At 55.0% G+C, this 24,399-nt stretch carries 22 protein-coding genes and 1 pseudogene; 9 read left to right on the forward strand and 14 right to left on the reverse strand.

Annotated elements, in window-relative coordinates; translation table 11 throughout:
• The coding region (locus FHS90_RS14055) for a hypothetical protein (RefSeq protein ID WP_182513509.1) at positions 1-224 on the reverse strand (224 nt) is incomplete at its 3' end.
• 803 nt (positions 225-1,027) lie between these two features.
• Here FHS90_RS14055 and FHS90_RS14060 point away from each other — a divergent pair.
• A complete protein-coding gene (locus tag FHS90_RS14060) occupies positions 1,028-3,868 on the forward strand; it encodes a TonB-dependent receptor (protein WP_182513510.1) in 2,841 nt (946 codons plus the stop codon).
• Between the two features lie 215 nt (positions 3,869-4,083).
• Positions 4,084-6,222, forward strand: a complete 2,139-nt coding sequence (locus FHS90_RS14065; RefSeq protein ID WP_246387052.1) for a PAS domain-containing sensor histidine kinase — start codon at positions 4,084-4,086, stop codon at positions 6,220-6,222.
• A gap of 52 nt (positions 6,223-6,274) precedes the next feature.
• On the opposite strand, the pseudogene FHS90_RS14070 reads toward FHS90_RS14065, so the two are convergent.
• The 5 genes and pseudogenes from FHS90_RS14070 to FHS90_RS14090 all read right to left on the reverse strand — a co-directional run bounded on the left by FHS90_RS14070 (position 6,275) and on the right by FHS90_RS14090 (position 10,364).
• Positions 6,275-7,006 (reverse strand): annotated as a pseudogene (locus tag FHS90_RS14070) (YqjF family protein).
• Positions 7,007-7,021: 15 nt separating this feature from the next.
• Positions 7,022-7,789, reverse strand: a complete 768-nt coding sequence (locus FHS90_RS14075; RefSeq protein WP_182513511.1) for a class I SAM-dependent methyltransferase — start codon at positions 7,787-7,789, stop codon at positions 7,022-7,024.
• The gene (locus tag FHS90_RS14080; protein WP_182513512.1) at positions 7,774-8,757 is read right to left on the reverse strand and encodes a hypothetical protein; all 984 of its coding nucleotides are present in this window, start codon (positions 8,755-8,757) and stop codon (positions 7,774-7,776) included. Before FHS90_RS14080 ends, FHS90_RS14075 begins: the two co-directional genes overlap by 16 nt.
• A 12-nt stretch (positions 8,758-8,769) precedes the next feature.
• Positions 8,770-9,783: a TIGR01777 family oxidoreductase gene (locus tag FHS90_RS14085; protein ID WP_182513513.1), complete on the reverse strand. Its 1,014-nt coding sequence runs from the start codon at positions 9,781-9,783 to the stop codon at positions 8,770-8,772.
• A 74-nt stretch (positions 9,784-9,857) separates the two neighbouring features.
• On the reverse strand, positions 9,858-10,364 hold the full coding sequence (locus tag FHS90_RS14090) for a GbsR/MarR family transcriptional regulator (protein WP_066829229.1): 507 nt from the start codon (positions 10,362-10,364) through the stop codon (positions 9,858-9,860).
• A 489-nt stretch (positions 10,365-10,853) separates the two neighbouring features.
• Here FHS90_RS14090 and FHS90_RS14095 point away from each other — a divergent pair, with 489 nt between their 5' ends.
• Entirely contained in the window at positions 10,854-11,654 is an 801-nt protein-coding gene (locus tag FHS90_RS14095; RefSeq protein ID WP_182513514.1) for an SDR family NAD(P)-dependent oxidoreductase, read from the forward strand.
• A gap of 760 nt (positions 11,655-12,414) precedes the next feature.
• Here FHS90_RS14095 and FHS90_RS14100 read toward each other — a convergent pair.
• Positions 12,415-12,951 carry a dihydrofolate reductase family protein gene (locus FHS90_RS14100; RefSeq protein WP_066829233.1) on the reverse strand — a complete coding sequence of 179 codons (537 nt, stop codon included), beginning with the start codon at positions 12,949-12,951 and terminating at the stop codon, positions 12,415-12,417.
• A 225-nt stretch (positions 12,952-13,176) separates the two neighbouring features.
• On the opposite strand from FHS90_RS14100, the gene FHS90_RS14105 reads away from it, so the two are divergent.
• From FHS90_RS14105 to FHS90_RS14115, 3 genes are all read left to right on the forward strand, one after another.
• Positions 13,177-14,097, forward strand: coding sequence for a M90 family metallopeptidase (locus FHS90_RS14105; RefSeq protein ID WP_182513515.1), 921 nt, complete (start codon positions 13,177-13,179; stop codon positions 14,095-14,097).
• 370 nt (positions 14,098-14,467) lie between these two features.
• Positions 14,468-14,755, forward strand: coding sequence for a hypothetical protein (locus FHS90_RS14110; protein WP_182513516.1), 288 nt, complete (start codon positions 14,468-14,470; stop codon positions 14,753-14,755).
• 78 nt (positions 14,756-14,833) lie between these two features.
• On the forward strand, positions 14,834-15,643 hold the full coding sequence (locus tag FHS90_RS14115; RefSeq protein WP_182513517.1) for a T9SS type A sorting domain-containing protein: 810 nt from the start codon (positions 14,834-14,836) through the stop codon (positions 15,641-15,643).
• Between the two features lie 141 nt (positions 15,644-15,784).
• Here FHS90_RS14115 and FHS90_RS14120 read toward each other — a convergent pair whose 3' ends face one another.
• The 3 genes from FHS90_RS14120 to FHS90_RS14130 form a co-directional block, all read right to left on the reverse strand.
• Positions 15,785-17,179, reverse strand: coding sequence for an MATE family efflux transporter (locus tag FHS90_RS14120; protein ID WP_182513518.1), 1,395 nt, complete (start codon positions 17,177-17,179; stop codon positions 15,785-15,787).
• Positions 17,180-17,604: 425 nt separating this feature from the next.
• Entirely contained in the window at positions 17,605-18,096 is a 492-nt protein-coding gene (locus FHS90_RS14125) for a VOC family protein (RefSeq protein ID WP_182513519.1), read from the reverse strand.
• Between the two features lie 153 nt (positions 18,097-18,249).
• Entirely contained in the window at positions 18,250-18,654 is a 405-nt protein-coding gene (locus FHS90_RS14130; protein WP_182513520.1) for a DUF1801 domain-containing protein, read from the reverse strand.
• A 77-nt stretch (positions 18,655-18,731) separates the two neighbouring features.
• Here FHS90_RS14130 and FHS90_RS14135 point away from each other — a divergent pair, with 77 nt between their 5' ends.
• From FHS90_RS14135 to FHS90_RS14145, 3 genes are all read left to right on the forward strand, one after another.
• A complete protein-coding gene (locus tag FHS90_RS14135) occupies positions 18,732-18,962 on the forward strand; it encodes a hypothetical protein (RefSeq protein ID WP_182513521.1) in 231 nt (76 codons plus the stop codon).
• A gap of 202 nt (positions 18,963-19,164) precedes the next feature.
• Positions 19,165-20,988, forward strand: a complete 1,824-nt coding sequence (locus FHS90_RS14140; RefSeq protein ID WP_182513522.1) for a glycoside hydrolase family 15 protein — start codon at positions 19,165-19,167, stop codon at positions 20,986-20,988.
• A gap of 24 nt (positions 20,989-21,012) precedes the next feature.
• Positions 21,013-21,816, forward strand: coding sequence for an SDR family oxidoreductase (locus FHS90_RS14145; protein ID WP_182513523.1), 804 nt, complete (start codon positions 21,013-21,015; stop codon positions 21,814-21,816).
• Between the two features lie 169 nt (positions 21,817-21,985).
• Here FHS90_RS14145 and FHS90_RS22785 read toward each other — a convergent pair whose 3' ends face one another.
• From FHS90_RS22785 to FHS90_RS14165, 4 genes are all read right to left on the reverse strand, one after another.
• A complete protein-coding gene (locus FHS90_RS22785; protein ID WP_066829264.1) occupies positions 21,986-22,222 on the reverse strand; it encodes a TM2 domain-containing protein in 237 nt (78 codons plus the stop codon).
• Between the two features lie 313 nt (positions 22,223-22,535).
• Positions 22,536-23,111: a YdeI/OmpD-associated family protein gene (locus FHS90_RS14155; RefSeq protein ID WP_182513524.1), complete on the reverse strand. Its 576-nt coding sequence runs from the start codon at positions 23,109-23,111 to the stop codon at positions 22,536-22,538.
• On the reverse strand, positions 23,112-23,504 hold the full coding sequence (locus FHS90_RS14160) for a RidA family protein (RefSeq protein ID WP_182513525.1): 393 nt from the start codon (positions 23,502-23,504) through the stop codon (positions 23,112-23,114).
• A gap of 77 nt (positions 23,505-23,581) precedes the next feature.
• Positions 23,582-24,274, reverse strand: a complete 693-nt coding sequence (locus FHS90_RS14165) for a helix-turn-helix transcriptional regulator (protein ID WP_182513526.1) — start codon at positions 24,272-24,274, stop codon at positions 23,582-23,584.
• Positions 24,275-24,399: the final 125 nt, after the last annotated feature.

Here is a 24,399-nt window from a genome sequence, read left to right on the forward strand (position 1 = left end):
TGCACGATCACCGTCAGGCCGTTGGGCAGCACGTACTTCTCGTAGGGGATCACCAGCTCGCCGCCCTTCCTGGTGACCTTCTCCACCAGCCGGGGCCCCTGCTGGGACTTGGCTGCGGCGGTGGTCTTCTTCACGGGCGTGGCCGCCTTCTTGGCAGTCTGCGCCTGGGCCTGCGTCAGCAGCGCCGCCGCCAGCAGTACCGCCAGTGTACTCTTCTTTGACATATCTTTTTTGGTTTAGTTAGAGGGTGTGTAGGAGTAAAGTAAGTTAGTTACTTCTTGCTTCATTTTATTACATTTTTTTATAAAAATTTTTCATCCCTTATGGAAACCCGGGCTTAGAGGCATCTAAGCAGAAAATCTGCTTAAGCCGCTGAGGCTTACCCCCCAACCCCTACCCGCAGGAAAAAGTAGTCAGTAGTATATATAGTGATAATTATATTAATTGTTGAAGAATGGTGATAAAAGCCAGAAAAGGGCCCGGCGAAGAAGTATGCCCGCCTGCTGCTGGGCTGGCGTAAGGTAGGCCTATCAGATTGTGTTTCTGAAAGAAGTTGGGCAGGCCAGAATTAACGAAAGAGGGGCGGTAGAGGGATTCCAAAAAGCATTCCTGTTTTGGGGCTGTTTCCTGAAAAACAGCCCCAAAACAGGAATTACAAAACTGAAGGGTCAGGTTCTTCCTTCCGCCGGAGCCCAAGCCGTGCACGTGCCACTTTCCTGGGAGCTAAGAGCGTGTATGCATTTGCCTAATGCGCTGCAAACGGACCTCCAAAGGACCTGATCTTGCGGTTGCCTCGCGCCAGAGTGCCGCTATGGTGCTCTAAAATTGGGATAGAAGTGCTTTTCGCTCCCCGTTTTCGCCTGCAAAACCAAAAGTTAAACAAGCTCTGGTGCCACCTACTGCTGGTGTGTTGGCGGGCAGGCAAACGTTAAACATATGTTAATGGCGCTTCCTTGCCTTTGGTGCAACTGCCTTATACTAGATATTAGATCCTGAAAATAAACCCCCTAAAGAAAATCTCCCCTTTATGAAGCACGTGTTACGCTTTGTCTTTTTAACTTCCTGCTCTTTTCTGCTTACGGTTGTTCTGGCTCAGGCGCAGAAGGGAGAGGTGAAGGGAAAACTCTGGGATACCGCCCACAAAGAGGTAGTGTCATATGCCACGGTGGCCATCTACACCGCCCAGGACACTACGCTGGCCACGTTCAGGGTGAGTGATGAGAAAGGGAATTTCAGAGTGCCTAACCTGGCGCTAGATACCCGGCTGCGAATTGTCATTACCATGACGGGATTAAAAACCTACCGGAAGGAATTTACCCTCAGTGCGGGCCAGCCCGAGCTTGATCTGGGGCAGATTAACCTGGAGCAGGCTGACCATATGCTGGGGGAGGTGGTCATTGCCGCCGAGGCGCCTCCCATTATTGTGCGCAAAGACACGCTGGAATTCAATGCCAACTCCTTCAAAACCCTGCCCATGGCCCTGGTGGAAGACCTGTTGCGCAAGCTGCCGGGTGTGCAGGTAGATGCTGAGGGAAACATCTCTGTGAACGGGCGCTCTGTGCAGAAGATATTGGTAGACGGGAAAGAGTTCTTCGGGAATGATCCCAAGGTGGCTACCCGTAACCTGCCGGCAGACATGATCTCAAAGGTGCAGGTGGTAAATGACCCAGATGCGCTGAGGCGGGACCCAGACATGCCGGTCAGTGAGATTCCGCAGGTGATCAACCTCAAGCTGAAGAAAGGGATTAAACAAGGGGCCTTTGGCAAACTGTACGCCGGCAAGGGAACCAAGCACCTGTTTGAAGGCGGCGGTATTGTGAACCTGTTCCGGGATACTACCCAGCTGAGTGTACTGGGGTATGCCAACAACCTCAACCGGCCGGGGTTTGGGTTTGAGGAGATCAACCGTATTGGGGGCTTTAACCGCAGTGGCTGGAACTCCATGTCTATGTGGAGCGACGGCGGCTTTGCCCTGAACGGGATCTCGTTTGGCGCCACGGGGCAGGGAATCCAGCGTTCCGCCGGGGCGGGCGGCAATTTCAACACCCTGCTCAAGAACGGGATCAAGCTCAACCTGCAGTATTTCTACGGCGGCATTAACGCAGACCTGAACCAGGTGGTGAATTCGCAGCAGTTTCTGAAAGACCGGGTGCAGCAGCCCAGTGACACCCTGAACACCCGCCGCCTCCGGGAACAGGACAGCCGGGACCAGAGCCACCGCATTGGCGGAAAGATTGACTGGAAGATAGACTCACTCACCAGTTTCAGCATTACACCCAGCGTCACGTTTTCTACCAGTACGGCTAACCAATATTCACTGGCCAACACCACCTTTAATTTTCAGGAGCTGGCCAATGACAGCCAGGACACCCTTCGCCGGGAGGGCAGCCGTACGGCCTTTACCACCGCGGTTTCATTTGAGCGCCTGTTCAAGAAGAAAGGCAGAATCTTCACCCTGTTTGGGGACTATAACTACAACCTATCTGACCAGGACCAGGTTAACCGCTCCATCAATCAGTTTTACCGTGAGAACCCGTACACCGTTTTCTTAGACCAGCTGCGGGTCAATGACCGCGAAGGGCTCACCACCTACAGCAACTTTTCTTTTACAGAGCCCCTCAGGAAAGACCTGAGCGCGGTGCTGCGGTTCAACACAGAGTACTTCCAGGATGAGAATGACATCAACACCTACCGGTACAATGAAGACCGGGGGCAGTATGATATCTTAGAGGAAAGCCTCTCTGACCGCGTGAACCGCGACGGCTGGCGCAACTACCTCACCCTGGGTCTGCGCTGGAAAATCAAAGACGTGTCTCTGCAGCCGGGCGTGCGGGCTACCCGCCTTGATATTTATAACCGCTTTGAGCGGGACGCACCCATTGATCAGCATTATTTCTATGTGTACCCGTCTTTGAACATAACCTGGAAACAGCTCAACTTCAGCTACAATGTCAATGTGCGGGAACCCAACGCCGCTGACCTGCAGCCGGTGCCAGACAACACCAACCAGTTGTATGTGCAGTATGGCAACCCCGGTCTTACCCCCACCATCTCCCACAGCCTGAACCTGCACTACCGGTACAATAACACCAACCGCTCCCTGAACTACAGCACCTACCTGTACGGGACCATCAGTGAAGATGCGGTGACCCGGGCAAGAACCGTAGACCTGGAAGACGGGAAGCAGACCTCTACGCCCCTGAACACCGGCGGGAACTGGAACATCAGCAGCAACACCAATGTGATGAAAGACTACAAGTTTGACGGCAACCGCCAGTTCTCAGTAGGAGGCGGCCTCAACATCTGGTACAGCCGCACCCTGATCCTGCTGGACCAGTACCGCAGAGGGGTGCTGGAGAACCAGTTGAGAGGCTTTGGCCACAGTATTAACGTTTCTCCCAGGCTGGAAGGGCGCATGAACCTCAATGACAAGCTGGAGATTATCCAGACCTATTCTGTGAACCGGCAGTGGGGGCGCTATGAGAAAAACCTGGCCAACAACATTGCCATCACCAACCAGACCGCCAAGTCTGAGGTCATTGTGCGGCTGCCTAAAAAGCTGGTGTGGGAGGTGTCTTATGACTATTGGTACAACTCAAACGCGGCCCCAGGGCTGCAGAGAAGCTATGGCCGCCTCAACGCCGGCATCACGTATCTGTTCATGAAGAATGACCGCGGCCAGCTCAAACTCTCTGTCTTTGACGCCCTGGACCAGAACCTGAGCGCCTACCGCAGTGTGCGGGAGAACATGGTAGAAGATTACCAGACGGCCGTACTCAACCGCTACGGGCTTCTCACGTTCACCTACAACATCCGGAATTTTGGGGGCAAAGTGGGCGGCTCCAGCAATTCCTTCTTCCGCTTTTAGCAGAGTAGGGGGAGACGTGTCAGGTACTGCCGGGCGCGGGCTCATTCCTGTTTATGACCTGTTTTTGCCAAAATAGCCCTCAAACACCTGGGGCTATTTTTTTTCTACTGCTTGCTCTTTCCTGATCAGCGTGGGGCAAAGGATAATAAAACCTTATGTCATGGGAAGTTCGTACTTTGGAAGTCTGTACGGCAAGTACAGTATCATTCCCCTATATGCCACAAGAACCTACTCCTCATAAGACCTCTGCCCAGACGCTCACCATCTTTCAGGGGGGCGGTGAAATGGGGGCTTTGATGCGGGATTACCCCTGGGAAAACCATCCGCTGGGGCATCCTGCGCAATGGCCCCAGAGCCTGAAAACCAACATCAGGCTGCTGCTGAATTCTGAGTTCCCCATGTTTATCTGGTGGTCAAAAGACCTGTATGCCTTCCACAATGACGCCTACCTGCCCGCCCTGGGGAAAAAGCACCCCAAAGCCCTGGGCATGGCTGCCCGGGAGCTGTGGGCCGAAATCTGGAGCAATGTGGGCGGAATTGCAGAGGGGATTCTGGCCGGGGGCAAGCCTTACTACGCAGAGGGGCTGCTGCTCTACCTGGAGCGGAAAGGCTTCTCAGAAGAAACGTACTGGACCTTCTCCTACAGCCCCGCCTTTGATGATGACGGGCGCGAGGCCGGGGTTTTCTGCGCCTGCACAGAAGTGACCAGTACAATAGTGGGCCAGCGCCGCCTGAAAAGCCTGAAAGACATCTCTGATGCCATGTCTCAGATCCAGACGCTGGAGCAAGCCTGCCAGATGGCCAGTGAGGTGCTGGCGCAGAACCCCCAGGACGTGCCCTTCAGCCAGATTTACCTGTTGAACGCAGACCATACCAAGGCCACGCTCTTCGGCCATTCGGGCCAGGTTGCCCGGCCGCTGGCGCAGGAAATTGAACTGCAGGGGCAAACGCCAACCCCTGAATGGCCGCTCTGGCAGGTGCTGCAGTCTAAAAGCATGCTCCTCACCGGTGACCAGCCGGGGGAGCCGCAGCGTGTACCAGAAACAGTGGCCGGTTCGCAGCAGCAGCAGCAGCAGCAGGCGGTGATTTTGCCCATCTTCCACCCGGGGCAGGAGCAGCTGTTGGGCTTTTTTGTTTCGGGCGTGAGCCCGAAGCTGGAATATGACCGGGATTACCAGAATTTTCATGAACTGGTAACTGGCCAGATTGCCACCTCTATTGCCAGCGTGCGGGCCCGGCAGGAAGCCCGGCGGCAGCAGGAGGAGCTGGAGAACCTCTTTGAGCAGGCCCCCGTGGCCATCTGCATTCTGCAGGGGCCGGAGCATGTGGTGGAGCTGGCAAACCCTGGTATCTGTGCCCTGTGGGGGAAAAAGCAGGAAGATGTGCTGGGGAAGCCCCTGCTGGCGGCTCTCCCTGAGGTAAAAGACCAGGGCATCAAAGAACTGCTGGACAGGGTGTTTCTCACGGGCGTACCGTATGTGAACAGTGAGATGGAAGTCCTGCTGGAGCACAACGGCAAGCTGGAACCTATTTTCTTCAGTTTTGTGTACCAGCCCATGCGTGACGCAAAAGGCACCATCACGGGGGTGATTGCCGTGGCCATCAGTGTCAACGCGCAGGTAGAGGCCCGGCAGGAGATTGAGGCCATGAACAGTGAGCTCCGGGCCATCAATGTGGATCTGGATAACTTTGTCTACTCCGCTTCGCATGACCTGAAAGCCCCCATCTCTAACATTGAAGGGCTGGTGGATACCCTGGTGGAACAGCTGCCCCCTGAAACGCGGCAACAGGAGGTGATACAGCGGGTGCTCAGCATGATTCAAACGTCTATCACCCGTTTCAAGCGGGCCGTGGCCGACCTGACGGAGGTGACCAAGATTCAGCGGGAGAACAATGAAGATGTGGCCGCCATTGATTTGAAAGACGTGGTGGCAGATGTGCAGCTAGACCTGGAGAACATGATTCAAAGCGTGGGGGCCAAGGTGGTCACCGCGTTTACCCCGGCGTCAACGGTGAAATTCTCGGCCAAGAACGTGCGCAGCATTGTCTATAACCTGTTCAGCAACGCGCTCAAGTACCGCTCGCCAGAGCGGGCTCCGGTGGTCACCATCCAGACCCAGGCCGTGCCCGGGTTCCTGGTCTTCTCTGTGACAGACAACGGGCTGGGCATTGAGCCAGAGGCGCGGGGCAAGATCTTTACCATGTTCAAGCGGCTGCATGACCACGTAGAGGGTACCGGCATTGGGCTCTACATTGTAAAACGCATAGTAGAAAACGCCGGCGGACGTATTGTGGTGGAAAGCGAAGCCGGCAAAGGCTCTACCTTCAAAGTCTACTTTAAACAGGAGGGGTAAAGAGGCACCAGGTACAGCCGGGCGTTTTGGAGCTGTTTTTCTGAAACCAGGCCTAAAACGCCTTGCTGCGCCAGGCAAGCGGAACGCCCTCCCTGACTTGCACAGGAGAGCCTTCGGCCAGAAAGACGGAGTCCGGCGGCCTCTGGGTTAAAAAAGAGAAGGGTGCGCCGTAGACTTCCCCAAAATCAACCTGAACCTCAGCTTCCTGCACCGGATACACTTTCCACTGGGGGTGAACTACCTCATATGAGTTTGTTTTAGCGGCTGTAACCCGGGTGTAGCCCCAGTAATGTTCAGTGATAAACTCTTCTTCGCTGCCGGGGGCAATGGGCACCGGAGTATTGGCGGCAGTGGCTTGCAGGTGGTGCCAGATGTTCTTTTTCCAGCTGTACCGCACGGTGAGAGCATCTTTAGAGGTGTGCCAGGAGTGCCGCATGGGCAGCGCCTCATACGCTTATTTATACACGGCATTGGCCACCAGCGCCAGGGCGGGCTTGGGAACAATTTCCTTAAGGAACACCACCCCGCGTTTACATTGGCCCTGCTCCAGGTACGTCACATAAAACCGCAGGTTGACTTCCTCAAAATTCCGGTGGAACGGCACCGGGATGCCTTTGAGTCTGGTATTCATAAACATGAAGCCCACCAGGCTTACATAGCAGGTGCCGTTCCAGAGGTCAAGCTCCGTACCCGCCGGGAGGTAAGGGAGGAGGAGGTCCGGGGAAACGTCATAGTTGGCAATGAGAAGCTTGCGCCATTCAGCAGTGAGAAAAGTCTTTTTCATAAACGGGGTTGTGGCTTATGGTTTTGTGCCGTAGAAGCCCGTTGCGCAGCCTTTGAACAGTTGCTGGTACGTAACGGCAAGACCCTCAGCCTTAAAGATCTCAGCGGCTTCTTCAGCGTTCCTGAAGGCGTGTGTATAGTAACTCAGCATCTGGTAGTGGTGGTAGTCTTGGGCGAAACAGTAGCCTATGAGGGGAATAAGGTGTTTTAGGTAAAACAGGTACAAAGCCTGTAGCCACCCTGGCGCCGGTTCTGAGATTTCAACAAACGCAAAATGGCCCCCGGGCTTCAGCAGCCGCTTGGTTTCTCTGGCCAGGCAGAGGAGCTGCTCCCTGGAGAGGGTTTTCAATCCGAACGCGCAGGTGACCACATCATAAGACATAGAGGGCAGGGGAGACCGCAAGGCATCTGCCTTGATCAGCTGGACCCGGTTGGCAAACGTGCGCCTGTTCTTCCGGGCCGCGCACTGCAGCATGCCCTCAGAGAAATCCAGCGCCTCTACCTGGGCACGCGGCCACTTGGCAAAAAGGTGGGGCCACATCTCCCCCATGCCGGTCATGAGGTCTGCCACTTTCACGGCACCTTGCAACGGTGGCAGAGGCTGTAGGAACTGCCTGCGCCAGACGTACGAAAAGCCAAACGAGGTGAGGTAGTTCATGCCCTCATACGAGCTCGCCATTCCGTTGAAGAGGCTGACCAAGTATGGCTGCTGGTAATAGCGGGCCTGTTGCTTGTCTGCTGGCCGGGGCAAAGGGACGGCGGGAAACGCTAACCTGCTGCACATAGGCGGCGAGATGAGAGGTGGGGGGCTTTTTCGCTTCGGGCTTTGATTATTTCTAAGATCATCTCGTGCAGGTCATCCATCAGAAAATCTGCCCACCAGATACAGTAGAAATTGAAGGTGGTGGTGACCCGGTAGGTAGAGGTGAGGGTGAGCAGGCTTTTGGCCGGGGACAGGGCTTTGATGCGGTAGCTGCCGCTCACCACGTCAAAAAACGCGCCGCCCACCATCACGTGCTCATCTAAGGTGTTGGGCGGAATAGAATGCCCGTCCAGGTTGACCCGGTAGGTGAAGCCTTCCCCTTCATGCCACTCCTGAATATCAAACCTGAACTGGATGCCTTTGTCCCAGGAGATGGAGCGGGTAGCGTCTGCGCCTTCTTTATCTAAATAGCCGTGCAGGGGTTTGGGCACGTGAATGAGGTGGATAAAATGTGTCTGAATCTCTTCTGGCCGCACGTCTTTCACATGTTTCACGTGCTGCCAGACAGTTGCCTGCGGGGCGTTGACCTCAAGTGTGGTGGTAACGGTATGGAAGGCGTCTGCGGGCGTCATGTTCTGCTCCGCCACCATTATGATCAGGGGAAGCAGCAGGGAGGAATACAGCGGGGTTTTGGGCCCTTTGTAGTGCTGCCGAACCAACTGTACCACAAAGGCGGCCAGCGTGCCCAGCAGGATAAAGGGCGCCACAATAATCACCAGGCAGATGATCCCCTCCAGCTTCAGGGCGAAAGCCAGCAGCACAAACAAAAAAATACTGCCCCACGGAATTAAAATGAGGGACTTGAAGGAGAGCATTTGCTCCCGGGTGCTGAACAGGACCGGAATAGTGCCAATGAGGAGCGGCAGAATGAACACATAGGAAATAGAGACCAGCGTGTGGTGCTCAGAGATGATGCAGAGCGTGACAATGCCATACAGCGCGGCAAGCACAACGGCATAGGTTTTCCGGAGGTTGGGTTTGCTTTCCATGGGGCGGGTGGGCTACGCTTGCTGTTGAAACCGTTGGCCCAGGCCGTGAAAAGAACCAGACTGGGCGTTTCTGGCCTGTTTTTCAGAAAACGGCTCCAAAACAGGCGCGGCTTTGGGCGGAAGGCACAAGGCTACCGCCTCTTCAATGGTGTTCACCTGGAACCGGTAGCCCGCCTGCAACAGCCGGGCGGGGGCCACCCACCGGCTTTTCAGGAGCAGTTCCGTCTCGGTTCGCAGGAGCCAGGCCCCCACCTCCAGCATCCATTTTCTGGCCCGCAACCCAAAGCCCCGCCCCAAAGCGTTCCGGACGGTCTGCATGAAGAGGTGGTTGGGCACCGGCCGCGGGGCGGCGAGGTTGAAATCGCCTTCCAGCTCTTCGTGCTGAATCAGGAACTCCAGGCTGTTGATCAGGTCCTGGGCGTGAATCCAGCTGAAGCACTGCAGGCCGTTGCCCTGCCTTCCGCCTAAACCAAAACGGGCCAGGTTCAGGTAGTACGGCATCACGCCGCCGCCTTGGGCCAGCACTATGGCCAGGCGCAGCCCAATCTTGCGGGTGCCGGGGGTATGCTGGGAGTAGAACGCGTTTTCCCATTTGGTGCAGACCTCCACAGAGAAACCGGTGCCCACTTCCCCGGTCAGTTCGTCTTGCGGACCGTCTAGGGCATGGCGGTAAATGGTGGCAGAGGCTGCGTTGACCCAGAGCGGGGGCGGGCTTTGCAGTTGCCGAACGGCCTCGCCCAGCACCTGCGTGGCATTTACCCGGGAAGAGATGATGGCGCGCCTGTTCTTCTGGGTATAGCGGCAGTTCACGCTCTTGCCGGTGAGGTTGATCAGGACATCTGCCTTCTCCAGATGCTGCACCCAGGGGCCCAGGTGGGTGGCATCCCACTGCACGTGCCGCGCCGGGGTCTGCCGGGCAGAAGGTTTTCTGGTGAGAAGGATGACCTCATCTCCTTTGCCGGTGAAATGCTGGGAGAGCAACTGACCTATAAAGCCGCTGCCGCCCGCTATTATGATCTTGGCCATACGGGTATGAATTAAGTGTTGTAATGTTTTGAACTTTCAGAAAATAATGAAACATAAAAGGCAAAAAAATAGCGCTACTTGAACAGCTTGAAAATAGACCCGAAGAACCAGTTCTCCTCGGCTTTCAGCATGGTCTCCAGGGTTTTGTCCACGTTGGTGGCTAGTTTGTTAATATCGGTCACAGAGGTTTTAAAGGTTTTGTATTCTGGGTCCTGCTCGTCACCCTCTACCGCCTGCAGCTGGTTCAGGAGCTTGAGCACCGGTTCCAGTTCGCGGCGCTTGCGCTCTTTGGCCACCTGGCGGGCAATGTACCACACGTCTTTCTCGGCGTAGAAATATTCCTTGCGCTCGCCGCTGCGGTGCTGCTTCTCCACCAGGCCCCAGTTTATCAGATCACGCAGGGTCATGTTGGCGTTGCCGCGCGAAATCTGCAGCTGCTCCATGACCTGCTCAGTGGTCAAGGCCTCCGGCGAAATCAGGAGCAGGGCGTGCACCTGGGCCATGGTGCGGTTAATACCCCACTCAGACCCCAGCTTGCCCCAGGCTTCAATGAATTTCTGTTTGGCCTCTGCTAATTCCATGCCCCAAAGGTATAGAAGTTTTTAAACTTTCAAAATTTATTGAAATATACTTTTGCAGTAAGTGAAAGGTTGCGGCTGCGCCGAATTTTTCCGGAACTATTTTATAAGCCGTTCCTGGCCTCATGCTTGTGAACGGGCGTTTCTAGGCTGTTTTCCGGAAAACAGCCTAGAAACGCAAAAGCGGTGTTCCTTCTCCCTAGGGAGAAGGGTAGGATGAGGGGGAGAGGCGGTTCAAGTAGTAAGGGTACGGCTACTGGCGCAGACCCTGGCAGGTCTGGGAGACGCTGCGAGGTCTTGTGAGCGCTAGACAGCAGAGGCAAAAGCAACGGGGGCTACCTTCCCCGGAGGGGGATCTCTGTTTTCGGCCTGTTTTTCTGAAAACAGGCAAAAAACGGCGCTAGGCGGTGAAAGCCGGTTTTTTAGAGGGAAAACAGAAAACCGCGCCCACCTCTTTCCGTTAGAAAGAACTCACCGTTAATAATTTACACAATGGCAGCTACTTCAAATTACGCGCTCATTACGGGCGGAACCGTGGGCATTGGCTATGAGTTGGCCAACCTCTTCGCCCAGAACGGGTACCACCTCATCTTGGTGGCCCGCGACCAGACCGAACTGGACCAGCGCGCGGCAGAGTTCCGGCAGAAGCACGGCGTGGAGGTGGTCACCCTGGCCAAGGACCTGTTCCAGCGGCAGGCGCCCTTTGAGGTCTATGACGAGGTAAAGGCGAAAGGTCTGCCGGTAGAGGTGCTGGTGAACAACGCCGGGCAAGGCCAGTACGGCGAGTTTGTAGACACCGACATCAACCGCGAGCTGGACATTGTGCAGCTGAACATTGGTGCCTACATCACCCTCACCAAACTCTACCTCAAAGAAATGGTGGCCCGCAACAGCGGAAAAATCCTGATGGTGTCTTCTATTGGCGGCGAACTGCCGGGGCCGTTGCAGGCGGTGTACCACGCCACCAAAGCCTTTGTCTCTACTTTCACAGAAGCCCTGCAGAACGAAGTGAAAGATACCAACATCACCATCACCAAGCTGCTGCCCGGCCCTACTGAGACAGATTTCTTCCGCAAGGCAGACATGGAGAACGCCAAGATGATCAAAGAAGGCGACCTGGCAGATGCCGCCAAAGTAGCCCAAGATGGCTATGACGCCCTCATGGCGGGTAAGCTGGAAATCATCTCAGGGTTCAAGAACAAAGCCATGGTGGCCGCCAGCAAAGTCATGCCAGACAGCCTGGTAGCCGAAGCCATGCACCAGCAGGCCAAACCCAGCGACGAAGGCAAGTAAGCCTCTTTAGTAACTTAGAAATACCAATCCGTTTTCGGCCTGTTTTCAGAAAAACAGGCCGAAAACGGATTTTCTATTTTCTAAAGTTTCCGGCCAAAAGCTTCCCTGTGTTTTCACCAATGGTGCGGTGCTATGAATTGCAAACGTCACCTCCTTTTCAGTGCCTGCGGGAGCGGGCAACGAAGCAGCCGGAAGGCACGAAGGCGCTTAGCGGGAGCACGGACAGGCGGTTCAAACCTGGAATGGCTACAGATACTATGGAACAGACAGCTTTAGCCTGGAGCGAATTTAATGAAGGGAAGTCTGTTTGAGCGGCAGCGAGTTCTTCCCTTCTTGTTTCTTTTGGTTAGGTTGAGCAGCAAGGAGAAAAGTGACAAACAGGGGCAGATTAAAAATGCAGCCAGAAAGTTGGTTGAAGCAGAGGTAGGAGCAAAAGCTATTATCTCTGATAGGCGTTGATGACCGGCAATGCGTAAGAGACAAGGCGGTGCCTGGTCTCTACAAATGGGAATATCTGAAAACCGAAGATCAGGAATGCGTGACCGGCAGGTGAACATTCCACTTGAGGAGCTGTACTCACTTCCTTAAACCTTGTTTGGCTAATCCTGAAGGGGAAAACTCCCCTCCGCCCCCTTCAAATGGGGAGTATCAAAGAATATAAAAAAAAACACCAGCGAAACCAGCTGGTGTTTTCAATCTGTTTTCTTGAATACAGCTCTAAAACAGAAAGGGGAGCGGCTGTAAACGTCTGGGAAAAAGGCTACCGCACCCGGTCATACCACAGCTGCACCAGGCTGGAGGAGGGGAACGTCAACGTCTTTTTCAGGGAGAGATGCTGCTCCGGCCTGCCGTCCCGGAACAGCCGGATGCCGCTGCCCAGCAAATGCGGAATGATGGAGACAATGAGCCGGTCAATGAGGTCTTCCTGCAAGAGGGCCGCCACAATCTCGCCGCCGCCGTCACAGTAAATGTCTTTGCCGGGCTGCTGTTTGAGAGTAGCTATCAATTCTTTCAGGTTGCCGCCGTAGAACTGCACGTGGCCCTCCCGGCCGGTTTTGCTGCGCGAGAGCACGTACACGTTCTTGTCTTTGTGCAGGTACTGGGTGTCGCCAAAGGTTAACACTTTTTCATAGGTTCTGCGGCCCCAGATCAGGGTGTCAACGGTGTGCTGGAAATCGGCGTAGCCGAAGTCTTCGCCGGGGCGTTCTACCAAAGAAAGGAAATCCAGGTTGTCGTCTTCTTTGGCAATGTAGCCGTCAAGGCTCATGGCAATGTAGAGTACTACTTTTCTGCTCATTGGTTTGGGGATTATGTGTAGGGGACAGATACCGGGCAAAGGTAAAAAGTTGCACCACCTAGCCAAAAAGACAGAACCGCCCTGGCTACCAGGTACCCGTTAGATAGCTGTTTTGGCGGTATTTTCTGAAAAACAGGCCAAAAACGCAGCGGTTGGTGATTGCGCAGTATCTTTACCCATACAGCCGGCACATCTTTTGGCCGGCGCACACGTTAAGGAAGCCCCATGGGAGTTGCAGCGTTTCTTGTATTTGTGGCAGTCATTGCCTTTTCTTTCTACCGCTGGGCCACCCGCAAGGGCAGGCGGCGCAAACAGGTGCTGGCGCAGGAGTTTCCCGCCGCCTGGCGGAAAATATTAGAGGACCGGGTAGGCTTTTACCACACGCTGCAAACGCCATCTGAGAAACAGCGCTTTGAGAAAATGCTGCAGCTGTTCCTGTCAGAGAAACGCATCACGGGCATTGAGGTGGAAATTGACGACACCGTGAAAGTGCTGGTGGCGGCCAGCGCCATTATCCCCATCTTCGGCTTCGCCGACTGGGAGTACCCGCACCTGGGCGAGGTGCTGGTGTTCCCCGGCAGCCTGGAGCGGTTCCAGCATGAAGACTCTGAAGCCGTGTCTGAGGTGCTGGGCCGCGTGAATCCGTTCCAGAACGACCACTACGTGACCCTCTCCAAACCGGCCCTGGAGCGCGGCTTCAACAACATGGCCGACCGCCAGAACGTGGGCATACACGAGTTCGCGCACCTACTGGACCAGGCCGACGGTGAGATTGACGGCAAGCCGCACGCGTATCTGCCCCAGGAATTGTACCAACCCTGGGAAGAGCTCATGTACCGCAAAATAAAGCAGATCAGGCGCGGCGAAAGTGACATCAACCCCTACGGCGCCACCAATGAGGCTGAGTTCTTCGCGGTAGCTACTGAATATTTCTTTGAGAAGCCCGGCCAGTTGGCCGAAAAGCACCCCGGGCTGTACCAGATGCTCACCCAGATTTTCAAGCAGAACCCCAAACGCCGCTTCGGGCTTAATTTTCAGGAACTGCTCAACCCGTTTGGCAAGCGCCTGGGCCGCAACGAGCCCTGCCCCTGCGGGAGCGGCCAAAAGTACAAGCACTGCTGCCTCCCCAAGAAAACCGCCGCCTGATCTGCCCCGCCAGAAACGGCACGGCCTCCTGTTTTGGGCCTGTTTTCCCAAAAACAGGCCCAAAACAGAAAAGATATCACCTGCTTCGCCGGGGGCTACTTGATTAGGTGCCAGATTTTCATGTACTTGAAACCAATAGTGAAGAAGTACCAGGGCAGAAATCCCTTCACCAGTTTTGTCATCCTGGCAAGGTCTTGTGGCCAAACCGGTACAGCGCCTGTTTTCCCGCTCCTGCCGTTCGCAACCAGGGCCCTTCAGGGTGACAATACCAAAGCAGAGCAAAATAATTCTGCCCCCATATTTAGCTGTATACTGATTACATCATCCTCACAAGGAATACCAGATTCTATTATACCAAACCCGCCTTCGCATGAAAGCCACCCTTCTTTTTTGTCTGTGTCTGTTGGTGGCCGTTGCCCCCAAGGTGCAGGCGCAGCCCGGTTCTCCGCAGAAAACGAACGCAGTCCACCGGCTGGCCCAGCTGGTAGACTCTTTTGATAAAATACAGTACCGGCACCTCTTTACCTATGACCGCCAGGGCCGGCCAGCGACCCACCAACTGGACTATTCTAAAGACGGGAAATTAGTCTCTACCGGAATCCTGAACTATGCCTATGACCCTGCCACAGGGAAACTACTCTCCAAAACCAGTGATTAAACCAAATATCTCTGTTTCTACAACAGCCAGGGGGCGTTAGAGAAAATTACGCAGGAAGTCCTGTTCAAAGACAAGTGGGTGCTGTGTGAAGAAACGCTCCTGCAGGAGAAGGCGCACCCCTCTGGTAACGGGAAAATGGTGCTGTTCACGCTGCTCAAAAGCACCCCCTTGCCCGGGAACAGCGGCAAGATGAGTGCCCTTGAACTCTACCTGCAGAAGGAGTATGTGCTTGACAAAAGCAACAATATTCAGCGGGCCAAGACGCTGGTGACCAATTACAAAACTCTGGAGCAACCTTACTGGACTGAGTTCTACCATGATGCTAAACCCAACCCGTTCCAGAACATGTTTGTGGAGCGGTGGTACCAGTTTGATCTGGAAAACGGCGGTCTTACCAACGTAAACCGGAAACGGGTCAATGGCCAGATCATAGAAGACCGGGTCTATGACTACAATGAGCTGGGGTATCCGGTAAAGTGCACCATCAATGACAAGCGCACCAAAGTCTACTCGTATGAACTGGTAGAGGTGCCCGTGACAGAAAAGCCGGCAGAGGTGCTGGCCGCCGAAGAGAAAGCCTCTGCCGCAGTGGCGGGTAAAACCTCTGGGAGCATTGCCAAAACAGAGGGGCCAGACAAGCCTTTTGTGCTGCTGTACCCTAACCCGGCAACGGTCAACTTTACGGTAAAAGCCAACCAGTTAGGCAAAGGAGATGCTGTGCTGCGGGTGTATGACTACTTTAGCATGCGGGTGGTCTATGAAGTGAATTACCAGGTAGACGGTCAGATGGAGGCGCTTATCACCACAGATGCTATGCCGCCCAGTCTGTATATTGTGGAACTGGCTTCCCCCGCGGGCAAGAACAGGCAACGGCTACTGGTGAAGTAAGCAGGCGCTTTCTGGGATACGGCAAACCGCAGAGGCAATGCCGCCGCCTGTCTTAGGGTCTGGCTGGTGATGTTCCCAACAGCTGTTTTGGGGCTGTTTTCCCAAAAACAGGCCCAAAACAGAAAAACCCAGAAGAAGGCCTTACACCTGCAACGTTTTCCATCTCCCTTTCCTGAACAGCCACCAGCTGATGAGGGCGTGCAGGGAGTGGCTGCAGGCAATGGTGGCAAAGATGCCCGTGATGCCATAACCCAGGTGCAGCGCCAACAGGTACGCCAGCGGGATTTCAATGATCCAGAGCACCAGAATGTTGATCAGGGTAGGGGTTCTGGTGTCACCGGCCCCGTTAAAAGCCTGTACCATCACCATGCCCAGGCCAAAGAACACATAGCCCAGGGTTATGATCTTCAGCCCTTCAGAGGCAATGGCAACCACCTGTTGCTCCTGGGAGAAAAAGGCGGCCAGATGCTTGCCAAACAGAAAGAAGGCCACGGTGACCACACCCAGGAAAATCATGTTGTAACGCGCGGTGATCAAGACAGAGAGTTCAGCGCGGCGCGGTTTGCCCGCCCCCAGATTCTGCCCCACCAGGGTGGCTGCCGCCGAAGACAAGCCCCATGCCGGCAGGAGGGTGAACATGATCACCCGGAAGGCAATGGTGTAACCGGCCAGGGCACTGCTTCCAGACTCTGCCACAATCCGGGTCAGGAAGATCCAGCTGGCAGACTCAATCATGAACTGGCCCATGCCGCCCGCAGAAACCTTCAGAATCTTTGCCACCGTCTTGAGGCGTAACACCAGGTTTTCCTGCGTGATTTTGAGCAGGTGCCTGCCGTTGAACAAGTGGTAGAGCTGGTAGAGAACGCCAATGCTTCTGCCGGTGGTGGTGGCCCAGGCGGCCCCCTCCAGCCCCAGGCCGGTAAAATTCCCCACCCCGAAGATCAGGAGCGGGTCCAGTACTAAATTGGCCGCGTTGGAGATCCAGAGCGCCCGCATGGCCAGGTGCGGCTGACCGGCCCCCCTAAAGGCGCCGTTGATCAGGAACAGCAGAATAATCACCAGGTTGCCCGCAAAGATGATGCGCGCGTACCCAACCCCTGTCTGGATAATCTCTGGCGTGGCCCCCATGAGGCGCAGGATTTCCTCTGCAAACAGGAACGTCACCAGCCCCATGAGCAGGGCCAGAACCGTGCCTGTGGCCAGCAGCTGAAAGGTGGTGCTCCCGGCCTGTTTAAACTTCTTTTCGCCCACCCGCCGCGCCACCATGGCGGTACCGGCCATGCTAATGCCCATGCCCACTGAGTACACAATCATGAGCACAGATTCAGTCAAACCCACGGTAGCCAGCGCCGCCGGGCCCAGCCTGCCCACAAAGAAAATGTCTACCACCGCAAAGAGCGACTCCATGAGCATCTCCAGAATCATAGGCGTGGCCAGCAGCACAATAGATCCCTTCAGGCTCAGGCGGGTATAGTCCTGCTCCTGTCCTTTCACAGCAGCCCAGATCAGGCGGAGCAGTTCACGTTGCGAACGCATGGTTTTAAAGGTAAAAGCTGGTGGTTGATGAGGCAAAATATTGAAAAAAACGCAGTAGGTGGTAGCTGTTTTCGCATTAATCTCCTTTGGAGGCCTGCATTTTGAACCGGGGGCGGGGCCAAAGAGACACCCGGCAGGGGCTGCTGTCCCCTTGTTGGGTCAAGGGGCGAGGCCGGGGAGCCAAGGTGGCAAGGGGCCAAACCTGTGAGAGCACAGCGGCAGTTTGCAACCGTAATCTGTTCTGCTTGGCTTGCGGTCCTTCCCCGTTCTGGTGCAGATGCTTTGTTCCTCAGCGGGAAATGCCGGAAGGAGAGACGTTTCATCCCTCCGCAAGAGCAATGTCTGGTTTCGGCCTGTTTTTAGAAAAACAGGTCAAAAACGGCAGGCGCTGAAAATCTTTTGGTGCTACTCCAGTGCAACCGGGGCTATCCCGCATGCGCCCGCTCCAGGGTGGCAATGTCAATCTTTGTCATCTGGAGCATGGCCTGCAGCACGCGGCCTGCTTTATCTGGGTCTGGGGTGTGCAGGAGCTGGGCCAGCTGTCTGGGAATAATCTGCCAGGAAAGGCCATACCGGTCCTGCAACCAGCCGCACCGGTCTTCGCGGCCGCCGGCCGAAAGTTTATCCCACAGCTCATCTACCTCGGCCTGGTCTTCACAGTGCACAAAAAAGGAGACGGCTGGCGTGAAAGAAGGGGCGGGGCTACCGTTCAGGGCCATAAATTTCTGCCCTTCCAGCTCAAAGGTGCAGGACAGGACGGTTCCCGCGGGCATAGTGCCGTTGGCGGGGTAGCGCTGCACGCTGCCTATGCGGGAGTGCTTAAAGATGGATGTGTAGAAGAGCATGGCCTCTTCGGCGGTGCCATTGAACCAGAGAAAGGGCGTGATTTTGGGCTGGGCGTTTGGCGTGATTTCCATAGGTTGAAACTGAACATTGACGTGCCCAAAGGTACCGGAGCCAGCGCAAACCCAGGCGGTGCCGCTCCGACAATAACGGGGGGATTTGCGACGGTGCCTCTCTCCCGTTGCGGCGCGGGCAACTTTTAATGGCCAGCCTGTCTGCTTGAACTGTTACGGAGCGGGCTGGGTGACCGCCAGCCACTGTTGCACCAGTGCCGTAAGCACGGCTTCCCTGGCCCGTACATCTGCCATCTCCCCAAACGTGGCTACTGCCCTGTCATTGGCCGGCCAGGAAAGCCAACCGCTGGGGTCATGCAGTAGAGGTGCCTGCGGAGGGATTGGATTGCCTTTGGCGCCGCAATGGAAGATGAGCCGGAAGCCTTTTTTCCCTGCCAGCTGGAAGGTGATCCGGTCCTGGTGGTGTTGGCAAAAACTGGGGGCGTTCCATTTGATGTGCTCAGTGAGAGAAGGTGCCGCCTGCAGAACCAGGCGGCGTACTTCTTCTATCTCAGGCTTGAACGGGTGGTTCAGTTGCCGTAAGAAATCTTCAACTTGTTGGGTACCGGTAGGTTTCATCTTGGAGAGGGTACAGTGGGTAGAACTGATCCAGCAAAGCAGGAGAACTGCTATAAATGTAAACAACCCTCAGCAGAATGACGGTAAAATTTTCAGTGAAAGGTTTCCACGGGGCCGTAGTGGGGGGGGGAGAAGTTTTACACAAGAAGAAGCTTATTTTTCCTGCTGTTCCGGGTTTATCAGTGGTACATCACTCTGTACAGACTTTTTACGGGCCAGCAGCAGGGGCGGCAAAAGCGGCAGACGTCATCACCTGCCTCTGTTTTTGGGCTGTTTTCAGAAAAACAGGCCGAAAACAGCTTTTGTAGAAGGTCTCCTCTGCCCCGGAGTAAAGCCGGAGCTTACAGGCTGGCGCAGGGGGCTTATCACGAGGGCGGCAGAACACTTCCTGCGGTTTGGCAGTACTATTGAACAGGAAAAGACGGCGCGGGGAACAGGAGAGGATAGCAACGGCTGCCCGTTCAGCTGCCCGCCGCCTGCTTTTCTGAGGTGACTTCTAAACGAGCAGGCATGCGGTATCAGCCCATTGAGAATTACGGAATTGTTGGAGATTTAAACACCGTGGCCTTGATTGGCTTAGACGGGGGCATTGATTTTATGTGTTTCCCCAACTTTGACTCGCCCAGCATCTTTGCGGCCCTGCTGGATAAGGAAAAAGGCGGCAGTTTTCAGCTAAGCCCGGTGTTTGAGGAGCAGAAAACAAAGCAGCTGTACTTGCCAGACACCAATGTGCTGCTCACGCGGTTCCTTTCGCCGGAAGGCGTGGGCGAGATCACTGATTTCATGCCCGTAGAGGAGCTGTACAGCGGCAAAGAGCTGATCAGGCGGGTCACCACCATCAGGGGCGAGGTGCAGTACCAGATGCGGTGCAGCCCCCGCTTCAACTATGGCCAAAGCGCGCACGTGGTGCAGCGGGTGTCAGAGAACGAGGTGCTTTTTGCCTGCAGTGACGCCGCCAGAACGGTGTTGCGCTTTGTGAGTTCAGTGCCGCTGCACATAGAGGGGCCAGATGTGGTGGCAGCCTTCAGCCTGGGGCCCACCCAAACCGCAGATTTCCTGCTGGAGCACGTAGAGAAGGAGCATGACCGGGACCGGGATTTTGCCGCCTTTGTGACGCAGAGCCTGTTTGAAACCGTTAATTACTGGAAGAACTGGATAGGCCAGTCTACCTACACCGGCCGCTGGCTGGACATGGTGAACCGCTCAGCGTTGGTGCTGAAACTGCTCACCTCGCACCAATACGGCTCTATTATTGCCGCCCCCACGTTCAGCCTGCCTGAGAGCATTGGTGCCGGCCGCAATTTTGACTACCGCTTCACCTGGATCAGAGACGCCTCGTTCTCTATGTACGCGTTGATCAGGCTGGGGTATACCAAAGAGGCGGGCGCGTTCATGCACTGGGTGGAACGGCTGTGCCACGGCATTAAAAACGAAGACCGGCTGGGGATCATGTACTCCATCAACGGGCACCGGCAGCTGGAGGAGAAGGTGCTGCCGCATTTTGAAGGCTATAAAGAATCTTCTCCGGTCCGGATTGGGAATGACGCCTACGGGCAGCTGCAGCTGGACATCTACGGCGAGCTGCTGGACTCTGTGTACCTCTATGACAAGTACGGCGAGCCCATCTCGTATGACTTCTGGAAAGACCTGGAGAACCACATAGACTGGCTCGCCGACCACTGGAACCAGCCGGACGAAGGCATCTGGGAGGTGCGCGGCGGCCGGAAGGATTTCCTCTATTCGCGGCTGCTGTGCTGGGTGGCGTTTGACCGTGCCATCAAAATCAGTGAGACCCGTTCTTTCCCATTGAACAACCGCTGGCGCGAAGAGCGGGACAAGATCTTCAACAGCATCTTCACTGATTACTGGGATGCCGAAAAGCAGGCGTTCATGCAGTACCCCGGCGCCCAGACAGTAGACGCCAGTACGCTGCTCATGCCGCTGGTGCGGTTTATCAGCCCCAAAGACCCACGGTGGCTGTCTACCCTCAGCAGAATTGAAGAGGAACTGGTCTCAGACTCGCTGGTGTACCGCTACCGCCAGGACCTGGCCGCCCCAGATGGGTTTGTGAGCCATGAAGGCACCTTCTCTATGTGCTCTTTCTGGTACGTAGAGTGCCTGTCACGGGCGGGGCAGCTGGAGAAGGCGCGGTTTTACTTTGAGAAAATGCTGGGGTACGCCAACCACCTGGGCCTGTATGCCGAGCAGCTGGGGTTTCAGGGCGAGCATCTGGGCAATTTTCCGCAGGCGTTCACGCACCTGGGCCTGATCAGCGCCGCGTATAACCTGAACAAGCAGCTCAATGACAGCCGCAACAAAGACGTCAACCACTAACAAGAACCAACTAACCATACAAATATGTCAACACAGACAGCAAATCAAACGGTACTGGTCACCGGGGCCAGCTCTGGCATTGGGCAGGGCATTGCCATTGCGTTTGGCCAGCAGGGCGCCAACGTCATCATCAACTACCACAGTGATGAAGAGGGTGCCCGGCATACGTTAAGCGAAGTAGAAAAGGGCGGGGGCAAAGGTTTTGTCTGCCAGGCAGATGTAGGGAAAGAGGAAGACGTGACCCGCCTGTTTCAGGCAGCCGTAGACACCTACGGCACCATAGATGTGGTGGTGAGCAACGCCGGCATCCAGAAAGACAGCGCCTTCTCAGACATGACCCTTGACCAATGGAACAAGGTGATGACCACCAACCTCACCGGCTATTTTCTCTGCGCCCGCGAAGCCATCAAAATCTTCAGCCAGAAAGGCGAAGCGGGGCCCGGGGACAAAGCCAAGGGCAACATCATCTTCATGAGCTCGGTGCATGATATTATTCCGTGGGCGGGGCACGTGAATTATGCCTCGTCTAAAGGGGGTATTCTCATGCTCATGAAATCTTTGGCGCTGGAGGTGGCCCCTAAGAAAATAAGGGTGAATGCGATTTCACCGGGCGCCATTGCCACTGATATTAATGACGATGTCTGGAAGGACGAGGAGAAGATGAAGGAGCTGCTGAAGCTGATCCCGTACCAGCGCATAGGGCAGCCCGAGGACGTGGCCAAGGTGGCTACCTGGCTGGCCTCTGAAGACAGCGACTACGTGACCGGCACCACCATCTACGTAGACGGCGGCATGACCCTATACCCCGGCTTCGTAGATAATGGGTGAGAAGGCAGTTAGCCTATCCTGAGAAGCGGGAAAAGAAAAGCGCTCTCTCGGTTTGGCCGGTGGGGCGCTCTTCTTCTTAATTTTTGCTACGAATATGATTCCTGTTTTCGGCCTATTTTCCTGAAAACAGGCCGAAAACAGGAATTGATGTAAAGCCGGGCGCTTGCTGTTACCGCCGGGGCTGGTGACCGCGCACCTCACGGCGCAGGTCCTGTATCTCCACCTTGTTGTTGTAGTTATCTACCATGCTGCTGGTCAGGAACAGATCTACCAGCCAGCCAATGCCCAGCAACTGCCCCGTGAGCAGGTACAGGATGCCAGACCCTATTTTGCCCAGGTAAAACCGGTGCATAGACAACCAGCCCAAAAAGAACCACAAGAGATACGCTGCCAGTTTTGATTTCATACAGAATGGGTTTAATAGTTAAATATAGGTTGTACGGGAAAGCTGCCACAGTGCGTTTTTCTCTTATTGCTGCTTAGACATGGCAGAGTGTGTGCTACCCACCCATATTCCTGAACGGGGAGCGTGCGTTAGGTAAAGTTGAGCGCCTTTCTTAGAGCCTGTTTACCTTTTGATTTTGCAAGCGAAAATGCCAGAGTAGGGTTCTGCAGAAGCGGTTTTTTGAGATGCGTAGTGGAGCTACGGGACAAAAAAGCGTGACCGCAGGTTCTGGCAAGGGTGTTTGGCAGCGCAAAAGATAAATGTAAAGAAGCGCTTAAGGCCGAGGCTTCTGTTTCTGGTCAGCGAGGGCCAATAGTTCCGTAATCCGTTTTTGCCGGGTCTCGGGGCGTTTGGCCAGTACCAGCCCCTGCAACAGTACTTTTCTGGCGGATTTGCTCAGGCGCAGGAAAAAATCTTTCGCCGTGGGGTGGGTGGCAAAGGCCGCCTCCAGATCATCCGGAATGATCAATTCTTCCACGCTATCTAAAATAGTCCAGGAGCCATTTTGTTTCGCAATTTCAATGCTTTGGTAGCCAGCGGCGGTCATGAGGCCTTCTGCTATAAGGCGTTGCACATGCGTTTTGTTGATTTTAGACCAGGTGCTGTAGGGTTTCCGTTTGCTGAAGAACTGGTGCGCTTTTTCTTCGTCTATCTTAACTTTCTTGCTGTCTATCCAGCCAAAGCAGAGTGCTTCCGCCACGGCTTCGGCCCAGGTGAGGGTGCTTTTGCCTGATTTCTTGGTATAGAAAACAAGCCACACCGCCTGGCGGGAAAGATGGTTGGTTTCTAACCACTTCCGCCAGGCGGCACGGGTTGCCGGGTAAAAGATTTCTACTTCCTTTTGCTGCATTTATTTCACTACGGTGGCTTCCAGTTCTACGGTCAAGGCAGCGAAAAGTCCTTTCACCTCCAGCAGGGTAGTGGCCTGCTGAATACTGTGCTTCTGCAGGAACGGCACGTACACATCTAGGCAGGTCATGAAAAATTCCTGGGTAGAGGTGGTGTACACGTTCAGCCGGACTATGTTCTTACAGTCATAACCCGATTCGCTGATGAGGTGCTCCAGGTTGGCAATGGTCTGCAGGAGCTGCGACCGCATGTCGGCCTCGCTCGGGATGCCGTTGGCGTCCAGGGCTACCTGCCCCGAACAGTACAGCGTACCGGTTACGTTTTTTACTTCCACCGCTTGTACCGAGTTGGTGTTCTTGCCCCAGGCCCAGGGGTCTACTGTGTGCTTTTCCATTTCTTTGTGGTTTTAGGTTTACCCTGCAAAGGTGGAGTGGCCTGGTGACAGCGGTATGTCAGGGGTACAACAAGCGCTTAATGATATTGATCGAAATATTCCTGCAGGGTCATGTGGTGGGGATTGAACTTCTCCGGCAGCACCTTCAGTTGCGTGATTCTGTCTAACCGGAAATACCTGAACTGGGTGCGTAACCGGCACCAGGCAATGAGCAGCCAATTCTCAGTGGTGCTTACCAACGCGAAGGGCTCAATGGTGCGGCTGGTGGCGGTGCCTTGCTCGTTCGTGTACTCCAGGTGGGCCAGGTAAAAGTTAGTAAGGGCGTTCTGCAGCTGCGAGAGATGGTGGCTGTTGCGGTCTCGGGTCAGGTTCTGCTCAAAGCGGGTCCGGTCGGACAGCAGGTTGGCTTTGTCTTTTTCGGCGGGCCGGAGCACGGCTTTTATTTTGTCAATGGCCTCAGTGTAATCTTTAATGAAAGAGGTGTCTTTGTTCTTCAGCACCAGTTGCTCGGCCAGAATCAAGGCATTGGCCTGGCTCTCAGAAAACATGACCGGCGGAATCCGGTACCCTTCCAGCAAGGTATAGCCTTTGCCGTCTTCGGTGACAATTGGCACACCTGCCTGCTCCAAGGCCCGCATGTCGCGGTATATAGTCCGGACGCTTACCCTGAACTTCTCTGCCAGATCAGGCGCCGTGGTGAGCCGCTTGGTTTGTAGCTGCGTCAGAATGGCTGTCAGGCGGGAGAGCCGGGTGGTGTCGTTGTTGGTCATTTGTTTGGCTGGCAGTTTGGTATAGCTCTCAATTCTGTACGGCCAGATGCATCCTATGCTTCTCGTATGCTAGATGAGCAGGGTTTTGGTGTAATGAGTGATGTAGGTGAGTAAGATGGAGTGCA

The organism is Rufibacter ruber (assembly GCF_014138425.1).
Classification (GTDB): domain Bacteria; phylum Bacteroidota; class Bacteroidia; order Cytophagales; family Hymenobacteraceae; genus Nibribacter; species Nibribacter ruber_C.

Excerpts from the sequence above, each read along its gene's own strand:
- FHS90_RS14060 (WP_182513510.1), top strand. The coding sequence starts at position 1,028 with ATGAAGCACGTGTTACGCTTTGTCTTTTTAACTTCCTGCTCTTTTCTG.
- FHS90_RS14065 (WP_246387052.1), top strand. The coding sequence starts at position 4,084 with ATGCCACAAGAACCTACTCCTCATAAGACCTCTGCCCAGACGCTCACC.
- FHS90_RS14075 (WP_182513511.1), bottom strand. The coding sequence starts at position 7,789 with ATGTGCAGCAGGTTAGCGTTTCCCGCCGTCCCTTTGCCCCGGCCAGCA.
- FHS90_RS14080 (WP_182513512.1), bottom strand. The coding sequence starts at position 8,757 with ATGGAAAGCAAACCCAACCTCCGGAAAACCTATGCCGTTGTGCTTGCC.
- FHS90_RS14085 (WP_182513513.1), bottom strand. The coding sequence starts at position 9,783 with ATGGCCAAGATCATAATAGCGGGCGGCAGCGGCTTTATAGGTCAGTTG.
- FHS90_RS14090 (WP_066829229.1), bottom strand. The coding sequence starts at position 10,364 with ATGGAATTAGCAGAGGCCAAACAGAAATTCATTGAAGCCTGGGGCAAG.
- FHS90_RS14095 (WP_182513514.1), top strand. The coding sequence starts at position 10,854 with ATGGCAGCTACTTCAAATTACGCGCTCATTACGGGCGGAACCGTGGGC.
- FHS90_RS14100 (WP_066829233.1), bottom strand. The coding sequence starts at position 12,951 with ATGAGCAGAAAAGTAGTACTCTACATTGCCATGAGCCTTGACGGCTAC.
- FHS90_RS14105 (WP_182513515.1), top strand. The coding sequence starts at position 13,177 with ATGGGAGTTGCAGCGTTTCTTGTATTTGTGGCAGTCATTGCCTTTTCT.
- FHS90_RS14110 (WP_182513516.1), top strand. The coding sequence starts at position 14,468 with ATGAAAGCCACCCTTCTTTTTTGTCTGTGTCTGTTGGTGGCCGTTGCC.
- FHS90_RS14120 (WP_182513518.1), bottom strand. The coding sequence starts at position 17,179 with ATGCGTTCGCAACGTGAACTGCTCCGCCTGATCTGGGCTGCTGTGAAA.
- FHS90_RS14125 (WP_182513519.1), bottom strand. The coding sequence starts at position 18,096 with ATGGAAATCACGCCAAACGCCCAGCCCAAAATCACGCCCTTTCTCTGG.
- FHS90_RS14130 (WP_182513520.1), bottom strand. The coding sequence starts at position 18,654 with ATGAAACCTACCGGTACCCAACAAGTTGAAGATTTCTTACGGCAACTG.
- FHS90_RS14135 (WP_182513521.1), top strand. The coding sequence starts at position 18,732 with ATGACGGTAAAATTTTCAGTGAAAGGTTTCCACGGGGCCGTAGTGGGG.
- FHS90_RS14140 (WP_182513522.1), top strand. The coding sequence starts at position 19,165 with ATGCGGTATCAGCCCATTGAGAATTACGGAATTGTTGGAGATTTAAAC.
- FHS90_RS14145 (WP_182513523.1), top strand. The coding sequence starts at position 21,013 with ATGTCAACACAGACAGCAAATCAAACGGTACTGGTCACCGGGGCCAGC.
- FHS90_RS22785 (WP_066829264.1), bottom strand. The coding sequence starts at position 22,222 with ATGAAATCAAAACTGGCAGCGTATCTCTTGTGGTTCTTTTTGGGCTGG.
- FHS90_RS14155 (WP_182513524.1), bottom strand. The coding sequence starts at position 23,111 with ATGCAGCAAAAGGAAGTAGAAATCTTTTACCCGGCAACCCGTGCCGCC.
- FHS90_RS14160 (WP_182513525.1), bottom strand. The coding sequence starts at position 23,504 with ATGGAAAAGCACACAGTAGACCCCTGGGCCTGGGGCAAGAACACCAAC.
- FHS90_RS14165 (WP_182513526.1), bottom strand. The coding sequence starts at position 24,274 with ATGACCAACAACGACACCACCCGGCTCTCCCGCCTGACAGCCATTCTG.